The organism is Paenibacillus phyllosphaerae (genome assembly GCF_014192105.1).
GTDB classification, from domain to species: Bacteria; Bacillota; Bacilli; order Paenibacillales; family Paenibacillaceae; genus Paenibacillus_Z; species Paenibacillus_Z phyllosphaerae.
Window position 1 is genome coordinate 669632 of sequence record NZ_JACHXK010000002.1, and the last position, 17156, is coordinate 686787.

General features: G+C 52.0%; 15 protein-coding genes. All 15 read left to right on the plus strand.

Annotated features, from left to right (window positions below; translation table 11 throughout):
* The first annotated feature begins 116 nt into the window (after window positions 1-116).
* The 15 genes from rpsO to sleB all read left to right on the plus strand — a co-directional run bounded on the left by rpsO (window position 117) and on the right by sleB (window position 17071).
* Entirely contained in the window at window positions 117-386 is a 270-nt protein-coding gene (gene rpsO, locus FHS18_RS07330; RefSeq protein ID WP_161696834.1) for a 30S ribosomal protein S15, read from the plus strand.
* Window positions 387-726: 340 nt separating this feature from the next.
* Window positions 727-2832, plus strand: a complete 2106-nt coding sequence (gene pnp / locus FHS18_RS07335) for a polyribonucleotide nucleotidyltransferase (protein ID WP_183598486.1) — start codon at window positions 727-729, stop codon at window positions 2830-2832.
* Between the two features lie 144 nt (window positions 2833-2976).
* Entirely contained in the window at window positions 2977-3960 is a 984-nt protein-coding gene (locus tag FHS18_RS07340; protein ID WP_183598488.1) for a polysaccharide deacetylase family protein, read from the plus strand.
* A gap of 97 nt (window positions 3961-4057) precedes the next feature.
* On the plus strand, window positions 4058-5323 hold the full coding sequence (locus tag FHS18_RS07345) for a M16 family metallopeptidase (protein ID WP_409348530.1): 1266 nt from the start codon (window positions 4058-4060) through the stop codon (window positions 5321-5323).
* Window positions 5304-5747: a dUTP diphosphatase gene (gene dut / locus FHS18_RS07350; protein WP_183598492.1), complete on the plus strand. Its 444-nt coding sequence runs from the start codon at window positions 5304-5306 to the stop codon at window positions 5745-5747. Before FHS18_RS07345 ends, dut begins: the two co-directional genes overlap by 20 nt.
* Window positions 5748-5983: 236 nt before the next feature.
* Window positions 5984-6883, plus strand: coding sequence for a dipicolinate synthase subunit DpsA (dpsA, locus tag FHS18_RS07355; protein WP_183598494.1), 900 nt, complete (start codon window positions 5984-5986; stop codon window positions 6881-6883).
* Complete coding sequence (locus tag FHS18_RS07360) at window positions 6880-7473, plus strand: dipicolinate synthase subunit B (RefSeq protein WP_183598496.1); 594 nt, start codon at window positions 6880-6882, stop codon at window positions 7471-7473. The genes dpsA and FHS18_RS07360 overlap by 4 nt, the downstream gene beginning before the upstream one ends.
* A 285-nt stretch (window positions 7474-7758) precedes the next feature.
* On the plus strand, window positions 7759-7911 hold the full coding sequence (locus tag FHS18_RS07365; protein ID WP_183598498.1) for a hypothetical protein: 153 nt from the start codon (window positions 7759-7761) through the stop codon (window positions 7909-7911).
* Window positions 7912-8072: 161 nt separating this feature from the next.
* Window positions 8073-9287: an aspartate kinase gene (gene dapG, locus FHS18_RS07370; RefSeq protein ID WP_183598500.1), complete on the plus strand. Its 1215-nt coding sequence runs from the start codon at window positions 8073-8075 to the stop codon at window positions 9285-9287.
* Window positions 9288-9405: 118 nt separating this feature from the next.
* On the plus strand, window positions 9406-10269 hold the full coding sequence (gene dapA / locus FHS18_RS07375; RefSeq protein ID WP_183598502.1) for a 4-hydroxy-tetrahydrodipicolinate synthase: 864 nt from the start codon (window positions 9406-9408) through the stop codon (window positions 10267-10269).
* Between the two features lie 308 nt (window positions 10270-10577).
* A complete protein-coding gene (locus FHS18_RS07380) occupies window positions 10578-12257 on the plus strand; it encodes a ribonuclease J (protein WP_183598504.1) in 1680 nt (559 codons plus the stop codon).
* Between the two features lie 140 nt (window positions 12258-12397).
* Window positions 12398-13165, plus strand: coding sequence for a ClpP family protease (locus tag FHS18_RS07385; protein WP_183598507.1), 768 nt, complete (start codon window positions 12398-12400; stop codon window positions 13163-13165).
* Window positions 13162-13386: a YlzJ-like family protein gene (locus tag FHS18_RS07390; RefSeq protein WP_183598509.1), complete on the plus strand. Its 225-nt coding sequence runs from the start codon at window positions 13162-13164 to the stop codon at window positions 13384-13386. The genes FHS18_RS07385 and FHS18_RS07390 overlap by 4 nt, the downstream gene beginning before the upstream one ends.
* A gap of 67 nt (window positions 13387-13453) precedes the next feature.
* The gene (locus FHS18_RS07395) at window positions 13454-16168 is read left to right on the plus strand and encodes an FtsK/SpoIIIE family DNA translocase (protein ID WP_246427486.1); all 2715 of its coding nucleotides are present in this window, start codon (window positions 13454-13456) and stop codon (window positions 16166-16168) included.
* 99 nt (window positions 16169-16267) lie between these two features.
* On the plus strand, window positions 16268-17071 hold the full coding sequence (gene sleB, locus FHS18_RS07400; RefSeq protein ID WP_183598511.1) for a spore cortex-lytic enzyme: 804 nt from the start codon (window positions 16268-16270) through the stop codon (window positions 17069-17071).
* Window positions 17072-17156 lie beyond the last annotated feature (85 nt).

A 17156-nucleotide genomic window follows, 5' to 3' on the forward strand; every position in this document is an offset into this window, starting at 1 on the left:
ATGTGATAGGGATGTCCTATTCCTGATCGTTCGCATATTGAACCTTTGCTTGGCCGGAGCGTTCTCACCGACGACTGGCGAGGCAATTGGCGATTATTAGAAGGAGGTGAACAAGGATGGCACTTACGCAAGAGCGTAAACACCAACTGATCGATGAGCACAAGACTCACGCGAACGACACCGGTTCTCCGGAAGTTCAAATCGCTATCCTGACGCAAAACATTGTAAACTTGACAGACCATCTTCGGACGCACAAGAAAGACCACCACTCGCGCCGCGGTCTGCTTAAGATGGTTGGTCAGCGCCGCAAGCTGCTGGCTTACCTGAAAAACAAAGATGTTAGACGTTATAGCGCTTTGATCGAGAAGCTCGGTCTTCGTCGTTAACATGCGAGAAAAAGCAACCTGGATGTTCAGCCGTCCGAACCGGATCGTGCTGTTCCGGGTTGCTTTTTGTAACGTCTGGAGATTTCATGCTTCGACAATCTCGAGGTATGCCTAGACGTTTAGTTTGAAAAGCTACATACGAGGGATATTGAGCAGCATGAAGCTGAACAAGTATTTTCCCGATTGATAAGCTCCAATATGATACTGGAGCTTTTCTTATATGATCTGCGGCAGAAGGATTTGCCATCAGAGTAGTCGAATGGAAATTTGATAGGATCTGCAAACCGAGCAGCATATGATGCAAGGATATGGACTGCCGGCAGCAGCAAGGAGGGATTTCATGTTGCAGCGTGTAGAAATGACGCTTGGCGGACGACCGCTGATTCTTGAAACAGGTCGTCTTGCGAAGCAAGCGAATGCGGCGGTAACGGTTCGTTATGGCGAAACGGTAATTCTCTGTACGGTTACAGCTTCGAATGAGCCGAAGAAGCTGGACTTCTTCCCGCTTACCGTTAACTATGAAGAACGCTTGTATGCCGTAGGCAAAATCCCAGGCGGCTTCATTAAGCGTGAGGGGCGTCCAAGCGAGAAAGCGATTCTGGCGAGCCGTCTGACTGACCGCCCGATTCGCCCGCTCTTCCCGGAAGGCTTCCGGAACGAAGTGCAGATTGCCGATATCGTTATGAGCGTGGATCAGGATTGCCCGCCGGAGATTGCGGCGATGATCGGTACATCCGCGGCGCTTTCGATTTCGGACGTTCCATTCAACGGACCGATCGGCGGCGTAATTGTCGGACGTATTGATGGCGAATTCATCATCAACCCGACGGTAGAGCAAGAAGCGAAGACGGATATTTTCGTCGTTGTCGCGGGTACGAAGGACGCTATCATGATGGTGGAAGCGGAAGCGAACGAAGTGCCGGAATCGGTCATGCTTGAAGCGATCATGTTCGGACATGACGAGATCAAGAAGATCGTTGCGATTATTGAGGAGCTTCAAGCAACCGCGGGTAAGCCGAAGATGAAAGTGACATTGCATCAAGTGGACGAGACCGTGAACACGCAAGTTCGTGCGTTCGCAGAAGCTCGCTTGGTTGAAGCGGTACGCATTCATGAGAAGCATGCTCGTCAAGATGCGATTGATGCGGTTAACGCAGAGACGATCGCTCACTTTGAAGTCGAATACGCAGAGACGCCTGAACTGCTTGGCGATGTGAAAGAAGTGCTTTACGATATCGTCAAAGAAGAAGTGCGTCGTCTCATTACGCATGACAAGGTCCGCCCAGACGGCCGTAAATTGGACGAGATCCGTCCGATCGAATGCGATGTCGCGCTGTTGCCGCGCACGCATGGTTCAGGACTCTTTACACGCGGACAGACGCAAGCGCTCAGTATTTGTACGCTTGGCGCGCTGGGCGACGTTCAGATTTTGGACGGCATCGACCTCGAAGAAACCAAACGCTTCATGCACCATTACAACTTCCCGCCGTTCAGCGTCGGTGAGGCTCGTCCGCTTCGTCCGCCAGGACGCCGCGAGATCGGTCACGGCGCACTTGGTGAGCGCGCGTTGTCCAAAGTCATCCCGGGGGAAGCCGAATTCCCGTACACGATTCGTCTCGTATCGGAAGTTCTGGAATCGAACGGTTCGACAAGCCAAGCGAGTATTTGCGCAAGCACACTTGCGATGATGGATGCAGGCGTTCCGATCAAAGCGCCAGTCGCTGGCGTAGCCATGGGTCTGATCAAGGATGGCGAACATTTCTCCATTCTGACGGATATTCAAGGTATGGAAGACCATCTCGGCGACATGGACTTCAAAGTAGCAGGTACACCGGAAGGCGTTACCGCTATTCAGATGGACATCAAGATCGACGGTATCGACCGCGCGATTCTGACCCAAGCGCTCGAACAAGCGCGTGTAGGCCGGATGCATATCCTAGGCAAAATGAACGAAGTCATGCAGCAGCCTCGTAAAGAGCTGTCGCAATATGCGCCTAAGATTGTCACCATGCAGATCAACCCGGACAAAATCCGCGACGTTATCGGTGCTGGCGGCAAGATCATCAATAAAATTATTGAAGAGACTGGCGTTAAGATCGATATCGAGCAAGACGGCAAAGTATTCATCGCCTCCTCCAACCAGGCAGCGAATGAGCGTGCCAAAGCGATTATCGAAGGCATCGTACGCGAAGTCATCGTGGGCGAAGTTTACCTCGGCACGGTCAAGCGGATCGAGAAATTCGGCGCCTTCGTTGAAATTCTCCCGAACAAAGACGGACTGGTGCATATTTCGCAGATTTCCACCGAGCGCGTAGCCAAAGTGGAAGACGCTGTGAAGATCGGTGACCAGATTACGGTTAAAGTAACGGAGATCGATAACCAAGGGCGTATTAATCTTTCCCGCAAAGCGGTATTAGTAGCAGCACAGGAGCCGGCGCAATCGTAAGGCGAGCGCGCCCCTTCTTCTTATAGGTCCCAAAGGAAAGAGTCAGATTTGATCTGTCTCTTTTTTTGTTTTCCCTATCTTTTCATCCGGTTCATAAATTTGTCCGAGCCATAATAGGATGGGAGAGAAGGGTGGGACGAGGGAATGAGGATAGGAAAAACAATCGTCATGGCTGTCCTGATGGGAACGCTGCTCATCGCAGTCCGTGTCAGCGATGACTGGTCGTCCTATGTCATGGACGTCAAGGAAGGAAGCATTACGATCGCCTCCGCTTATGCGCACCAAGATCAATCGCTGCGCAGAACGATTCAAGAAGAGGCTGCGAAGCAGCGGGTTGAACCGGTTAACGCGAAGGTGGATCGGATTTGGAAAGCGATTCCCGGTTATAACGGATTGGAGATTGATGTCGAGCTGACGTTCCAGGGCATGAAGAACGCTCCGCAGCATACGCCGATCCAATATGTTTACAAAGAGGTCGAACCGGCTGTGTCATTGGATGATCTCGGCGCACAGCCGATCTATAGAGGGAATCCGAATAAGAAGATGGTTGCCCTTATGATTAACGTCGCCTGGGGCAATGAGTTTCTGGAACCGATGCTGAAAACATTGCAGAAGGAGAAGGTGAAGGCGACCTTCTTCCTGGATGGCAGTTGGCTGAAAGCGAATGCTGAAACGGCCAAGCTCATACAATCTTATGGGCATGAGATTTCCAATCACGCTTATTCGCATCCCAATATGAGCAAGCTGTCGCGCAGTGAGCAGCTTAAGCAGATTACCCGGACGGAGGCTTTGCTCAAATCCACGCTAGGTGTGACTAACAGTTGGTTTGCGCCTCCATCAGGGGATTATAATCAGCTCACTGTGGATGTTGCGAGAAGCCAAGGGCTTAAGACTGTGCTATGGACGCTCGATACGGTCGATTGGCAGCATCCGGCGCCAAGCACGATCGTGCAGAAAATCCGCAGCCGGGTCGAGCCGGGAACGCTCATCTTGATGCATCCTACCGATTCGGCCAGCGGCGCCTTACCGGGTATGATCGCGGCGATCAAGAGCAAAGGTTACTCGCTTGGCACCGTTAGCGAGACGCTTTCTCCAGCCAGGGTGCCTTCAGTTGTGACGAAGCCCTAATTTTGTTATAGTGTTATCATTGATTTTGGATCATGCTTACGATGCTGGCGATCTTTGCGCAAATGACAGACAAAGAGACGTCTAGGAGGACATGCGAGTGAACAATTATACACTTAGCAATGGTTTGCGGGTTGTGGTGGAATATATCCCAACCTGCCGCTCGGTATCATTCGGAATATGGGTCAAGACAGGTTCCCGGAACGAGACGCCGGAGAACAACGGGATTTCCCATTTTATCGAACATATGCTGTTCAAAGGGACGAAGAAACGCACGGCGAAGGATATCGCGGATCTGTTCGATGGCATTGGCGGTAACGTGAACGCCTTCACGGCCAAAGAATACACCTGCTATTTTGCCAAAGTGCTCGATCAGCATTTGCCGCTTGCCGTAGACGCATTGGCGGATATGTTCTTCGAATCGGAGTTCGACGAGAACGAGCTTAGCAAAGAAAAGAACGTCATCCTGGAAGAGATTTCAATGTACGAGGATACGCCAGACGATAAAGTCCATGACGAAGCGTCGCGCGCCTCATATGGCGATCATCCGCTTGCTTATTCCATTCTGGGACTGGAAGAGCGCCTGACCGCAATGACGAGTGATACTTTACGCGAGCATATGAAAGCCAACTACCGCATCGACAATACGGTGATTAGCGTAGCAGGGAACGTAGAAGAGAAGGCGCTGCTCGAGCTGCTGGAAGCCCATTTCGGCGCATTCAGCAACCAGGGAGAGAGTAACCCGGTTACGGCGCCGACGTTCAGCGGTACATACTTGTTCCATAAGAAAAAAACAGAGCAAAACCATATCTGCATGACCTTCCCGGGATTATCGATTAATGATTCGCAGCTGTACGCGATGATTCTGCTGAATAACGCGGTAGGCGGCGGAATGAGCTCCCGTATGTTCCAGGAGATTCGCGAGAAGCGCGGTCTTGCGTATTCAGTCTATTCCTATCACACCTCGTATGCGGATAGCGGATTGTTCACGATTTACGCAGGAACGGCGCCGAAGCAGACGAAGGACGTGCTTGATCTAACGATCGAGATGATGCAGGACCTTTCCGCGAAGGGCTTATCGGATGCGGAACTTCACCGCGGCAAGGAGCAACTGAAGGGCAGCCTTATCCTTAGCTTGGAGAGCACGAGCAGCCGGATGAACCGTCTCGGCAAGAATGAGCTCATGCTGGGCCGTCACTATACGTTGGATGAACTGCTGTCCCGGATCGATTCGGTCACGATGGACGATATCCGCGATGTAACGAAGCGATTGCTTGCTGAGCCGTTTGCCGTAGCAATGGTAGGGAGCAACGATAAAGCGGCAGCGGCGATTGGGAGGGACTGTCTTGTATCAGGTTCAATTTAAGCGACTGCCTGGCAATGAGGATATCGAGCTTCCGAGCAAAATGTCTGAGCTTGCGGCAGGCTACGATGTGCGCGCAGCGGTGACGGAGCCGATCACCCTGCACCCAGGAGAACGCAAGCTCATTCCGACGGGCTTCGCAATGGCGATGCCTGGCGAGCTGGAAGCGCAGATTAGACCGCGAAGTGGTCTGGCGTTCAAGCATGGCATTACTTGCTTGAACTCGCCGGGAACGATCGACGCGGATTATCGCGGCGAGGTCAAAGTACTGCTCGTGAATCTAGGCCAGGAGCCGTTCACAATTGAGCGGGGCGAACGGATTGCCCAAATGCTGTTCCAAGTCGTGCCGGCAGTCACCATCCATGAAGTTGAAGAACTTTCGGACACGATTCGCGGCGCTGGCGGCTTTGGCCATACAGGCGTTTAACTAATAGTCATGAAAAGCCGGATTCCATCCTTGGAATCCGGCTTTTTTGTGTGCCCTGAAGAACCGAGTGAGCCGAGATGCCCCGCGTCAGCTGCCCGGGAGAGAAATGGGTATTGGCGCAAGCACCCATTGTAGGCTTTTGCATAAGATGGTCTATAACCAAGTGGGCAAACAGACAATCGCGCTTGGCTTCTATGCGGGTGGGGTTGACTTTAGGAAAGGAGTGACTTGCGTAAATGCTGACAGGGGTTCAAGTCGTGCTGCTCGGTGGAGATGCACGCCAGCTGGAAGTCATTCGCAAGCTGACTGAACTGGATGCTTCCGTTACAGTTGCCGGCTTTGACCAGTTGCATACACCTCTTGACGGCGCAGTTAAAGCAGAGTATAGCCAAGAGCTGTTTCACACTGCAGACGCGCTAATTTTGCCTGCCGTTGGTACTGATGACGAAGGAAGAATTCCGACAGTCTTCAGCGATCAGGAATTGGTACTATCGAGCGAAGAAGTGGCCAAACTGCCGAAGCATTGCACGATTTATGCCGGGATGGCGAAGCCGTATCTCCGTGAACTGTGCACACAGCATAACATCGGGCTCGTGGAATTGTTCGATCGTGACGACGTCGCTATTTATAACTCGATACCAACTGCCGAAGGCGCCATCATGATGGCGATTCAGAATACGGATATAACGATTCACGGCTCATCTTCGATGGTGCTGGGGATTGGCCGGACGGGATTGACACTCGCGCGCACGCTGCAAGGATTAGGCGCGAAAGTGAAGATGGGCATCCGTCGCGAGGAGCATTATGCAAGGGCGTATGAGATGGGTTTTGAGCCTTTTTACTTGAACCAGTTGATCAGTCAGGTGGGTAATATTGACTTGCTTTTTAACACAATTCCGACTATGATAGTCACAGCGCAAATTATCGCAAATTTGCCATCGCGAGCGGTCATTATCGACCTTGCTTCCAAGCCGGGCGGAACGGATTTCCGTTTTGCTGAGAAGCGGGGTATTAAGGCATTGCTTGCCCCTGGTTTACCTGGGATCGTCGCGCCGAAGACGGCTGGACGAATCATAGCGGATGTGCTCAGTCGACTGATCATGGACGAGACCAGTAAGCGGGGGAATGCGCAATGAAATGGCAAGGGAAAACGGTTGGCTATGCTCTGACAGGTTCTCATTGTACGTTTGAAGAAGTAATGCCTGTCATTCAACGTTTTGTAGATGAAGGCGCGAATGTTGTGCCGATCGTCACGAATACAATTCTAACAACAGACACGCGCTTCGGCACATCGGCTGGATGGTTGGAGCAGCTGAAGTCGATTACCGGCAACGAACTCATTACATCGATTGTTCAGGCAGAACCGCTTGGTCCATCCAAGCTGCTGGATGTTATGGTCATCGCGCCTTGCACAGGGAATACGACAAGCAAACTGGCGAATGCAATGACAGACAGTCCCGTACTTATGGCAGCCAAAGCGCAAATGCGCAATCAACGTCCGCTTGTCATTGCCATCTCCACGAACGATGGACTTGGACTGAACGCGGCGAACATTGCGAAGCTGCTCGTAACGAAGAACGTGTATTTTGTACCGTTCGGCCAGGATAATCCGATTCAGAAGCCGAATTCGCTCGTAGCGAGAATGGATCTGGTTCCGGAGGCCTGCGAAGCGGCACTTGAAGGCAAACAACTTCAACCGCTGCTCGTCGAACGCTTTCATAATTAGTTCGTTTAGCCGGAGTATTCCGAATATTAACTACCTTTTGCTTACGTCTTAAGAGGTAGGAGCAGGGCGCAATCTCTATGAGGGATTCGCCTGCTCTTATCTCCCTTTCATTCGTTCGCCGGACTTCGTCCATTACGGGCCGTGCTTGATCCGCTGGAGTGAATCCGGGCATTAGCCGGTTAGCGCTCCCAGTCCAGGAGCAGATCGCCTTATGGCCATGCATGCGAATTGACAAGTTCCAAGAGAACGGCCTATACGCTTTAATTAGACTATGACCTGGAAGACGTGAAGGCATTATTGTCCGATGCACTAGGTGTCATCGATAAGGATGATCCTGCTTATCAGGCCAGGCATACCCGCTTGCGACTGAAGCTGCCGGCAACGATTCGTTTCATCGGCCAAGGGCCCGTGACCGAGGATGATCCGCGCAGCCTCTAACATGTGGATTGTTTCGGGCAATTGACATCAAGGCACTGCTTGAAGACAGTACAAATTGCAGCACTTTATCGCCAATAAAGAATAGAGCTTCTTCATGATGAGCGGGTTGCCTTTCGTGACGGTCTGACTTTCGTCTTGCGGTCGGATACGGAGGTTTGAACATGCCCATTCTAGTCCAGAAATTCGGTGGAACCTCGTTATCCTCGAATGAATCACGTCAACTCGTGCTGAAGCATATTGAACGTGAACGAAAGCTGCAATACGGCATCGTCGTTGTCGTATCGGCAATGGGGAGAAAAGGTGAACCTTATGCCACCGATACGCTCCTGTCGCTGATTCAAGATAATGGAGATGCGCTCCCGACACGGGAGAGGGATATGCTGATGGGCTGTGGAGAAATTATTTCCGCGGCCACTTTGTGCAGTCTGCTGAATGCAGCTTCAATCCCTGCCGTTGCCTTAACCGGCGGGGGAGCAGGAATGATTACGGATGCACAGTTCGGCCGGGCACGTATTCTGGAGATCCGGACGGAGTCGATTACAAGACATCTGCAAGAAGGCAAGGTAGTTGTCGTGACAGGCTTCCAAGGCGTTACGGAGGCTGGCGACTTAACGACGCTTGGCCGCGGCGGAAGCGACACTTCCGCAACTGCGCTTGGCGCAGCCCTGCACGCGGAACGAGTCGATATTTATACCGACGTTAACGGCATTCTGACGGCTGACCCAAGGATTGTCGAGGATGCACGACCGCTTACCGTAGTAGGCTATGCCGAGATTTGCAACATGGCCAGACTTGGGGCGAAAGTCATCCATCCGCGAGCCGTAGAGATCGCGCAGCAGGCCCGCATTCCGATTCGCGTCCGTTCGACATTCTCGGAGGATGAAGGAACACTGGTGACAGATGTTCCGGAATTCCGCCGGTCGGCTTCCGTTAGGGATCGTCACGTCACAGGCGTGACCCATGTTAGCGGAATTACGCAGATTACGGTTCATGCGCAGGATGGACCGGCTGACGTTCAGTTACAAGTATTCCAGGCTATGGCGCGTCATCACATCAGCGTTGACTTTATCAACGTGACGCCTGGCGGCGCGGTCTATACCGTATTTGACCACGATGCAGATCAAGCCGTTGCCGTTCTTCAATCGATCGGCTTCTCGCCGAAAGCTGTCAATGAATGCGCGAAAGTGTCCGTTATTGGCGGTGGGATGAACGGGGTCCCAGGCATAATGGCCCGTATCGTGGAGGCGTTAACGGAACAGGGAATCCCTATTTTGCAGTCGGCGGATTCGAATACGACGATCTGGGTGCTTGTTAAGGAAAGAGATATGGCAGACGCCCTTCGTGCACTGCATGCTAAGTTCTCACTTCATGAATAAATTTCAGCAACGAATAACGGCTCTAATTTTTCATTTTTAACATAGCATTGTCCAAACAAAGCCTGCGCTAGCTGCTCTTTAGCATAGCGCAGGGCTGAAGTATTTAGGGGGAGACCAGATGCAATTCGGCAGACTAATCACCGCGATGGTAACACCGTTCGATGATAACGGTGCAATTGACTGGGAGACAACCGGGCAATTAATCGATTTTTTGATTGAAACGCAGCAAAGCGATAGCCTGGTTATTTCGGGTACGACAGGCGAATCGCCTACGCTGACGGATGAGGAGAAGGAACAGCTCTTCCGCTTTTCCGTTGAACGTGCGAACGGCCGGTGCAAGATTATCGCCGGGACAGGCAGCAACGATACGAGGCACTCCATTCATTTGACGAAAATTGCAGAATCCTGTGGCGTGGATGCCGTTCTGCTCGTCGTTCCATATTACAATCGTCCTACGCAAGAGGGCATTTACCAGCATTTCAAAGCAATTGCCGCTTCTACGAAGCTGCCTGTCATGCTGTACAATGTACCGTCTCGGACAGTTGCGAGCATGACAGCTGAGACAACGCTGCGCCTAGCCGAGATCGACAACATCGTAGCGACAAAAGAATGCGCTTCACTCGAACAAGTTACGCAGATTGTCGCTGGAGCACCTGCCGGCTTTACCGTATTTAGCGGCGATGATGGTGTTGCGCTTCCTGTGCTCGCCGTCGGCGGCTATGGGATCGTCAGCGTGGCCAGCCATATCGTCGGCAGCAAGATGAAGCAGATGATTGAAGCTTATCTGGCAGGCCGCGTCGAGGAAGCTGCCAAGCTTCACGTGGAATGCTTCCCGGTATTCAAAGGTCTGTTCGAACTGCCGAACCCGACACTGGTCAAGGCAGCGCTTGCTCTGATCGGTCAGCCGGTTGGCGGAGTACGCCTGCCGCTAGTTGTTGCGAGCGAGGCCGATATCGAGTCGCTTCGCCGGATATTGCCGTAAGCCGTCTCTCTTTGACAATTGGAAAAGCACTCGTGATAAGGCCGGTGCGGAATGCATCGGTCTTTTGTTTTCAACAAATTTCGCTACAAATTTATTCCAATACATAACAAGAAAGAATACGTTTACTTGTGTTTCTTAATTTCAATCATGTATAATGTTCTCAAGTGACGATGTGCGGCAAATTTTAGTAAATGGATTAAGGTTTGGAGCGGCGTCCATAACCACTCGAAGATCAACACCCCGAATTTCGACTTTATTGAATAATGGGGTTTACATTACTGCATTTTTAATAGGAGGTACAGATCCACTTGTCGAAGAAAAACACCCAGGATAAATTGCTCATTTTCGCATTGGGCGGCGTAGGTGAAATCGGAAAGAACATGTATGTCATTCAATATGGCAATGACATCGTTGTCGTTGATTCGGGGCTGAAGTTCCCGGAAGAGGATATGCTTGGCATTGATATTGTCATTCCAGACATTACATACCTGACAGAGAACCGCGACAAAGTTCGCGCAATTCTAATTACTCACGGTCACGAAGACCATATTGGCGGTCTTCCGTATGTACTGAAGAATCTGAATGTGCCTGTATACGGCACGAAGCTTACGCTCGGCCTTATCGAAGGCAAATTGAAAGAAGCAGGCCTGCTCGGAGAAACGAAGCGCATTCTCATCAACGCAGAGTCCGAGATCCAATTGGGCTCGATTAAAGCTTCCTTCTTCAAAACGAACCACAGTATTCCGGATTCCGTCGGCGTGTGCTTGGATACGCCGGAAGGAACGGTCGTACATACGGGTGACTTTAAGTTCGACCATACGCCAGTGAACAATCAATATGCTGACCTGCAGCGGATTGCCGATATCGGCAAACGCGGCGTTCTTGCGTTGTTGTCTGACAGTACGAACGCTGAACGCCCAGGTTTCACGCCTTCGGAGAGCATGATCGGGCCAGAGCTGGAAGATATTTTCCGCAAATCGCCGCAACGTGTCGTTATTGCAACGTTCGCATCGAACGTGCACCGTATTCAGCAAGTTATTAATGCTGCTATCGCCACACGCCGCAAAATTGCTGTCGTAGGCCGTAGTATGGTGAACGTGGTTTCGATCGCATCTGAACTAGGATATCTCGATATTCCGGAAGGTATGCTTATCGAACCGGAAGAAGTGAACAAAATGGCCGCTGACCGTGTCGTCGTACTGTCGACAGGAAGCCAAGGCGAGCCTATGTCAGCGCTCACGCGCATGGCACGCAACACGCATCGGAAGATTGACATTATGCCAGGGGATACCGTCATTATTGCAGCTACACCGATCCCGGGCAATGAGCGTTACGTAGGTCGTACAGTGGACGAGCTGTTCCGTCTCGGCGCTAACGTTATTTATGGCCCAGGCTCCATCTCCGGCGTACACGTATCCGGTCACGGTAGCCAAGAAGAGCTGAAGCTGATGCTCAACCTGATTCGTCCGAAATACTTTATTCCTATCCACGGTGAATATCGTATGCTCCGTCATCATGCGTTGCTCGGCGAAGCAATCGGCATGGAGAAAGAGAATGTGTTCTTGATCGATAACGGAGATACCGTTGAATTCCAGAATGGCGTAGCCCGTAAAGGCAACAAGGTGCCAGCTGGCAATGTACTGATCGACGGCCTTGGTGTTGGCGATGTCGGCAATATCGTACTTCGTGACCGCAAGCTGTTATCGCAAGACGGTATTCTGGTGGTTGTTGTAACGCTTAGTAAGCAAGATGGCGCAATTCTTTCGGGTCCTGATATTATCTCTCGCGGTTTTGTCTATGTACGTGAATCGGAAGGTCTGCTGGAAGAGGCGAACCGTATTGTGACCTCGACACTGCACAAGCTGATGAACGATAATGTCAATGAATGGGCTTCCCTGAAGACGAACGTGAAGGATGCGCTTGGCCGCTTCTTGTACGAGCAGACTCGCCGTCGTCCGATGATTTTGCCTATTATTATGGAAGTGTAAGGAACCAAGAGGTTCTCCCATTTTCGCATATGCGAATCGGGAGAACCTTTTTTTATTTTCCTGCCCTCCTGTATAATTCCATACCCCCACACCATACTATGCAGAGCGAAAAACTATTCGTTCTTCAAGGAGGAACCGACATGTGGGAAGATCAAGTTACAAATGAGAAAGCCGAGCAGCCGGAACCGAGTCCAGGTCCAGGTCCGGAACGTAAGCCAATGGGCCCTAATCCAACCGTAGATACGATTCAACAGCTGGGACAGACTTCTACGCCCCAGGCAGAATCGAATATTTTCTGCATGACGATTATTGGGCAAGTGGAAGGTCATATGGTCTTGCCGCCTCAGAATAAGACCACCAAATACGAGCATACGATCCCTCAACTCGTGGCAGCTGAGCAGAACCCTAAGATCGAAGGCATTATCATCGTGTTGAATACCGTCGGCGGTGATGTAGAGGCTGGACTGGCTATTGCCGAGATGATTGCTTCACTTACGAAGCCAACGGTGACGCTCGTGCTTGGCGGCGGACATTCCATTGGCGTGCCGATCGCGGTCTCGGCCAACAAATCGTTTATCGCGGAAACCGCCACAATGACGATTCATCCGATTCGGTTGAACGGCCTAGTTATTGGCGTGCCGCAAACCTTCGAATACTTGGATAAGATGCAAGAGCGTGTTACGCGCTTCGTGACCTCGCATTCCAAGATAACGGAAGAGAAATTTAAGGAATTGATGTTCAAGACAGGCGAACTGACGCGAGATATTGGCACGACGGTCATTGGAGCTGACGCGGTCAAGCATGGTCTGATCGATGCGGTCGGCGGGATCGGTGAAGCGCTACGTGAGCTGAACCGTTTCATCGATGAGCGGAAGAAAGCGACGGTTCCGGGGGGACTGACCCAATGACGCTTTATACCAGTATGCCGCTCGAACTTGTGCTGGACGGCGTGAACACGCAGCCTGGTCCCTTCGTAGACGTGGTTCACGGCGGGGTAAAGATGCAGGTGGAACCGGTGTCACCGGGAATCGGCCGTATTGTGCGGCTATTGGAATGCCCGCTGGATGCTTATCTGGATCCACAATATGCGCCTGGAACAATCGTCACTTATGCTTCTACCGTAGGCTGAATAGCACGCTCGCTGGATAGGAACATTTGTCCACCTATGGTATAATGGCAACCAGAGGTGACGACATTTGGCAAAGCGAAAGAAAAGGAAGAAGCGCTCGATTGGCACGAGCCTGAAATATGAAGTGTATGGTATATTGCTCATTACACTTTCGGTTATCGCACTCTCTGGCGAGGCTGCGGTAGGCCGTTCGTTGTCCAAGCTGTTTGGACTCATGTTAGGCAAATTTTACTTTGTAATCGCTTTGGTAGGGATCTATATTGGACTGGTTGTCATGGTCAAGCGTGCTTGGCCGTCCGGATGGACAAGCCGCAAGACAGGCGTAGTTCTGCTTGTTCTTGGGATGACTTTGTATAGTTCCATGACGATGATGGATCTGAAGACAGAGCCGGTAGGCGGCTTGACATCCGGATACATTCTGCAGGAGCTAGGAAGCGATGTCAGGGCCATCTTGTTGGATGAAGTGCCTGCAGCGGCGGAAGACGGAAGCGGGACACAAGCGGTTGCGGGAAGAGCAATAAGCGGCGGGTATGCAGGAGCGATTCAATATACGCTCCTTTTCATGCTCTTTGGTTATTTCGGCTCCCGCTTCGTGATGGTTGTCATGTTTGCGATTGCATTCATGCTGCTGACAGGCAAGTCGTATGTGGAGATTATCCAAACGGTGCGCAAACGCGGAGGGAGGCTGTTCTCCTTGCTGCGGGTGAAGCTGTTCTCCGGCGTCGGCCGTTCCAGATCGAGGTCGGCTCCTGCAGCGGCAAGTGCCCAGGCTAGCCGCACCAACGTGCTCGATCATGACGATCTCGACGACGATGACGATGAAGAACAGCCGGTGCCTGTCAGAACCCGATCGGGAAGGCTTCCGATCTTCTCTTGGTTCACCGACCAGTCAACCCCGGAGGCCAATGGAGGACAGTCGGAACAGCAGGACTGGGCGATGGATGATGAAGATGAGTTCCGTTCTTCGACCGCGAGAGGGCCTAGAGAACCTGCGTGGCAGGATGCGGATGATGATGAGAAAGATTCGAATTGGAACTCCCACCCGCCAAGAGAGCAGCAACAGTCTAATCACATTGCAGACGATACATATCGCGATTCGTGGGAGCAAGAGAATGCTGAGCATCACGCAGCTGCCCAACATCACATGGAAGATTCGAATCAATGGAACGAGCAGCATCAGGAAGGTAGCTACCTAGACCAGCATCTGCCGGTTGAAGCAGTCGAACCTCCAGACGGAGATAGCGCGGACATGGAAGCAAGCGCACCTGTTTTGGATGACGATGCTGTGCTCGACAGTCCAATGCTTGAAGCGGGTGAAGATTCCAATCTGCAGCCCGAACTGATACGACCCGTGCCGGTTAAGAAGCCATACCAACTGCCGCCTTTCTCGCTATTGGCGCGTCCAAGCGGAGGAGGGAGGATGGGGGATATCGGCGATGATTCTAGGCGCAAACTTGAGGCAACGCTCGAAAGCTTCGGCGTCCGGGCAAAGGTGCTCGATGTCGTGCGGGGACCTGCGGTTACGCGTTATGAAGTTCAGCCGGCTACAGGCGTTAAGGTCAGCCGTATCGTCGGTCTCACGGACGATATCGCGCTTGCGCTCGCGGCCAAAGATATCCGGATGGAAGCGCCGATCCCTGGCAAATCGGCGATCGGGATCGAGGTGCCGAACACGGAAGTATCGGTTGTTACGATGCGCGAGGTGATGGAGAATCCCGCTTTCCAAGGCTCATCGGCCAAGCTGTCCATTGCGTTCGGTCGGGATATCTCCGGCCAGTCGATAGTCGGTAATTTAGCGAAGATGCCGCATTTGCTCGTTGCAGGCGCAACCGGATCAGGGAAATCGGTCTGCATTAACGGCATCATAACGAGTATTCTTTACAAAGCTAGGCCCGATGAAGTGAAGTTTCTGATGATCGACCCGAAGATGGTCGAGCTCAATATGTATAACGGGATTCCTCATTTGCTTGCACCCGTCGTTACGGATCCGCGAAGAGCTTCGCTGGCTCTGAAGAAAATCGTCGTGGAGATGGAGAAGCGGTATGAGCTCTTCTCCAAGTCCGGCACGAGGAATATGGAAGGCTATAATACGCTTATGGCGGATAATCCGTCTGCGATTCTTCCTTTCATCGTTGTTATCGTCGATGAGCTTGCCGATTTGATGATGGTCGCGGCTGGCGACGTCGAGGATGCCATTACGAGGCTTGCGCAGATGGCTCGCGCTGCCGGCATCCATCTTATTATTGCGACGCAGCGTCCATCGGTAGACGTAATTACAGGTGTCATCAAAGCGAATATCCCATCCCGAATTGCATTCGGCGTATCCTCTCAGGTGGATTCCCGTACCATTCTGGATATGGTCGGTGCTGAAAAGCTGTTGGGACGCGGGGATATGTTGTATCTCCCAATGGGCGTATCCAAGCCAATACGCGTGCAAGGGGCGTTCCTCTCCGATCAGGAGGTTGAATCGGTCGTTAACTTTACCCGCAATCAAGCGGAGGCCGAATATAAGGAAGACCTTGTGCCTGAGCTGGACGATACGTCCGGGGAGGAAAGTGAACAGCTTGATGAGTTGTACGATCAAGCCGTGCGCATTGTGCTTGAAGCCAAGCAAGCTTCGGTGTCCTTGCTGCAGCGCAGAATGCGGGTGGGCTATAATCGGGCAGCCCGGCTCATCGATCAGATGGAGGCCAAATCCGTCATCGGTCCTTACGAGGGCAGCAAGCCGCGTGAAGTGCTGATGAGCCTTGACCAATATGACGCCGGAAAGATTAGCTCTTAAGGCAATACCATGCATAGAAGGAAGGAATGTCTCTCATACTAGGATTAAGCTTGCTTGCTCCTTTAGAATCCACTTGCAAGGGAAAGGCAGATCCTAAAGATGAGAAATCGTTTAATTGCGGTGACTTTGGTCATCGTCCTTCTGTTGTTTGGTGCGTTTACGCTAAGACATGCCGGAAGCGGAGAAACGACGGAGACCTTCAGCAATGCCACGCTCAAGGTCGGCTCTTCCGGGAAGGATGTCTACGAGCTGCAAGGCCGACTGAAGTTTTTAGGCTTTTATTATGGTAAGGTTGACGGGGACTACGGTTGGAATACACTCAAGTCCGTTAAGTGGTTCCAATCGGAATTCGGTCTGAAAGCCGACGGAATCGTGGAGGCCAAGACGAAGTTGAAGCTATGGGAGGCGACCAAGAAATACAAGCCGACCGCCGCTGAGCTTCCTCCGGCCTCAGGCACGACGAATTCCGGAGGGACGGCTGCCACGAAGCCGAAGGCAGAGTCGACGGGAACAGCGACCAACTTGTCGAAATCGAATCGTCTCGGACTTTCTGAGAATGACATTAAGTTGATGGCGAACGCGGTGTACGGCGAATCCCGCGGAGAATCGTACGAAGGGCAAGTTGCGGTAGCTGCCGTTATTTTGAACCGATTGAAGTCGCCGAGCTTCCCGAATACGATCTCGGGCGTAATTTTTCAGCCGGGAGCCTTCACGGCAGTGGCGGATGGCCAGATTTGGCTGACGCCGAACGACCGGGCCAAAAAAGCAGTCCAGGATGCCATTAACGGATGGGATCCTACCGGCGGCTGTATTTATTACTTTAACCCGGATACCGCAACATCGGCATGGATTTGGTCCAGGCCGCAGGTGAAAACAATCGGCAAACATATCTTTTGTATGTAGCCCTACTTAAGCGAAGCAGCCCGTGACCCATGCGGGTTGCTTCTTCCATTTCCGATCAGGTAGAATGGAATAGATTCAGGCGGGC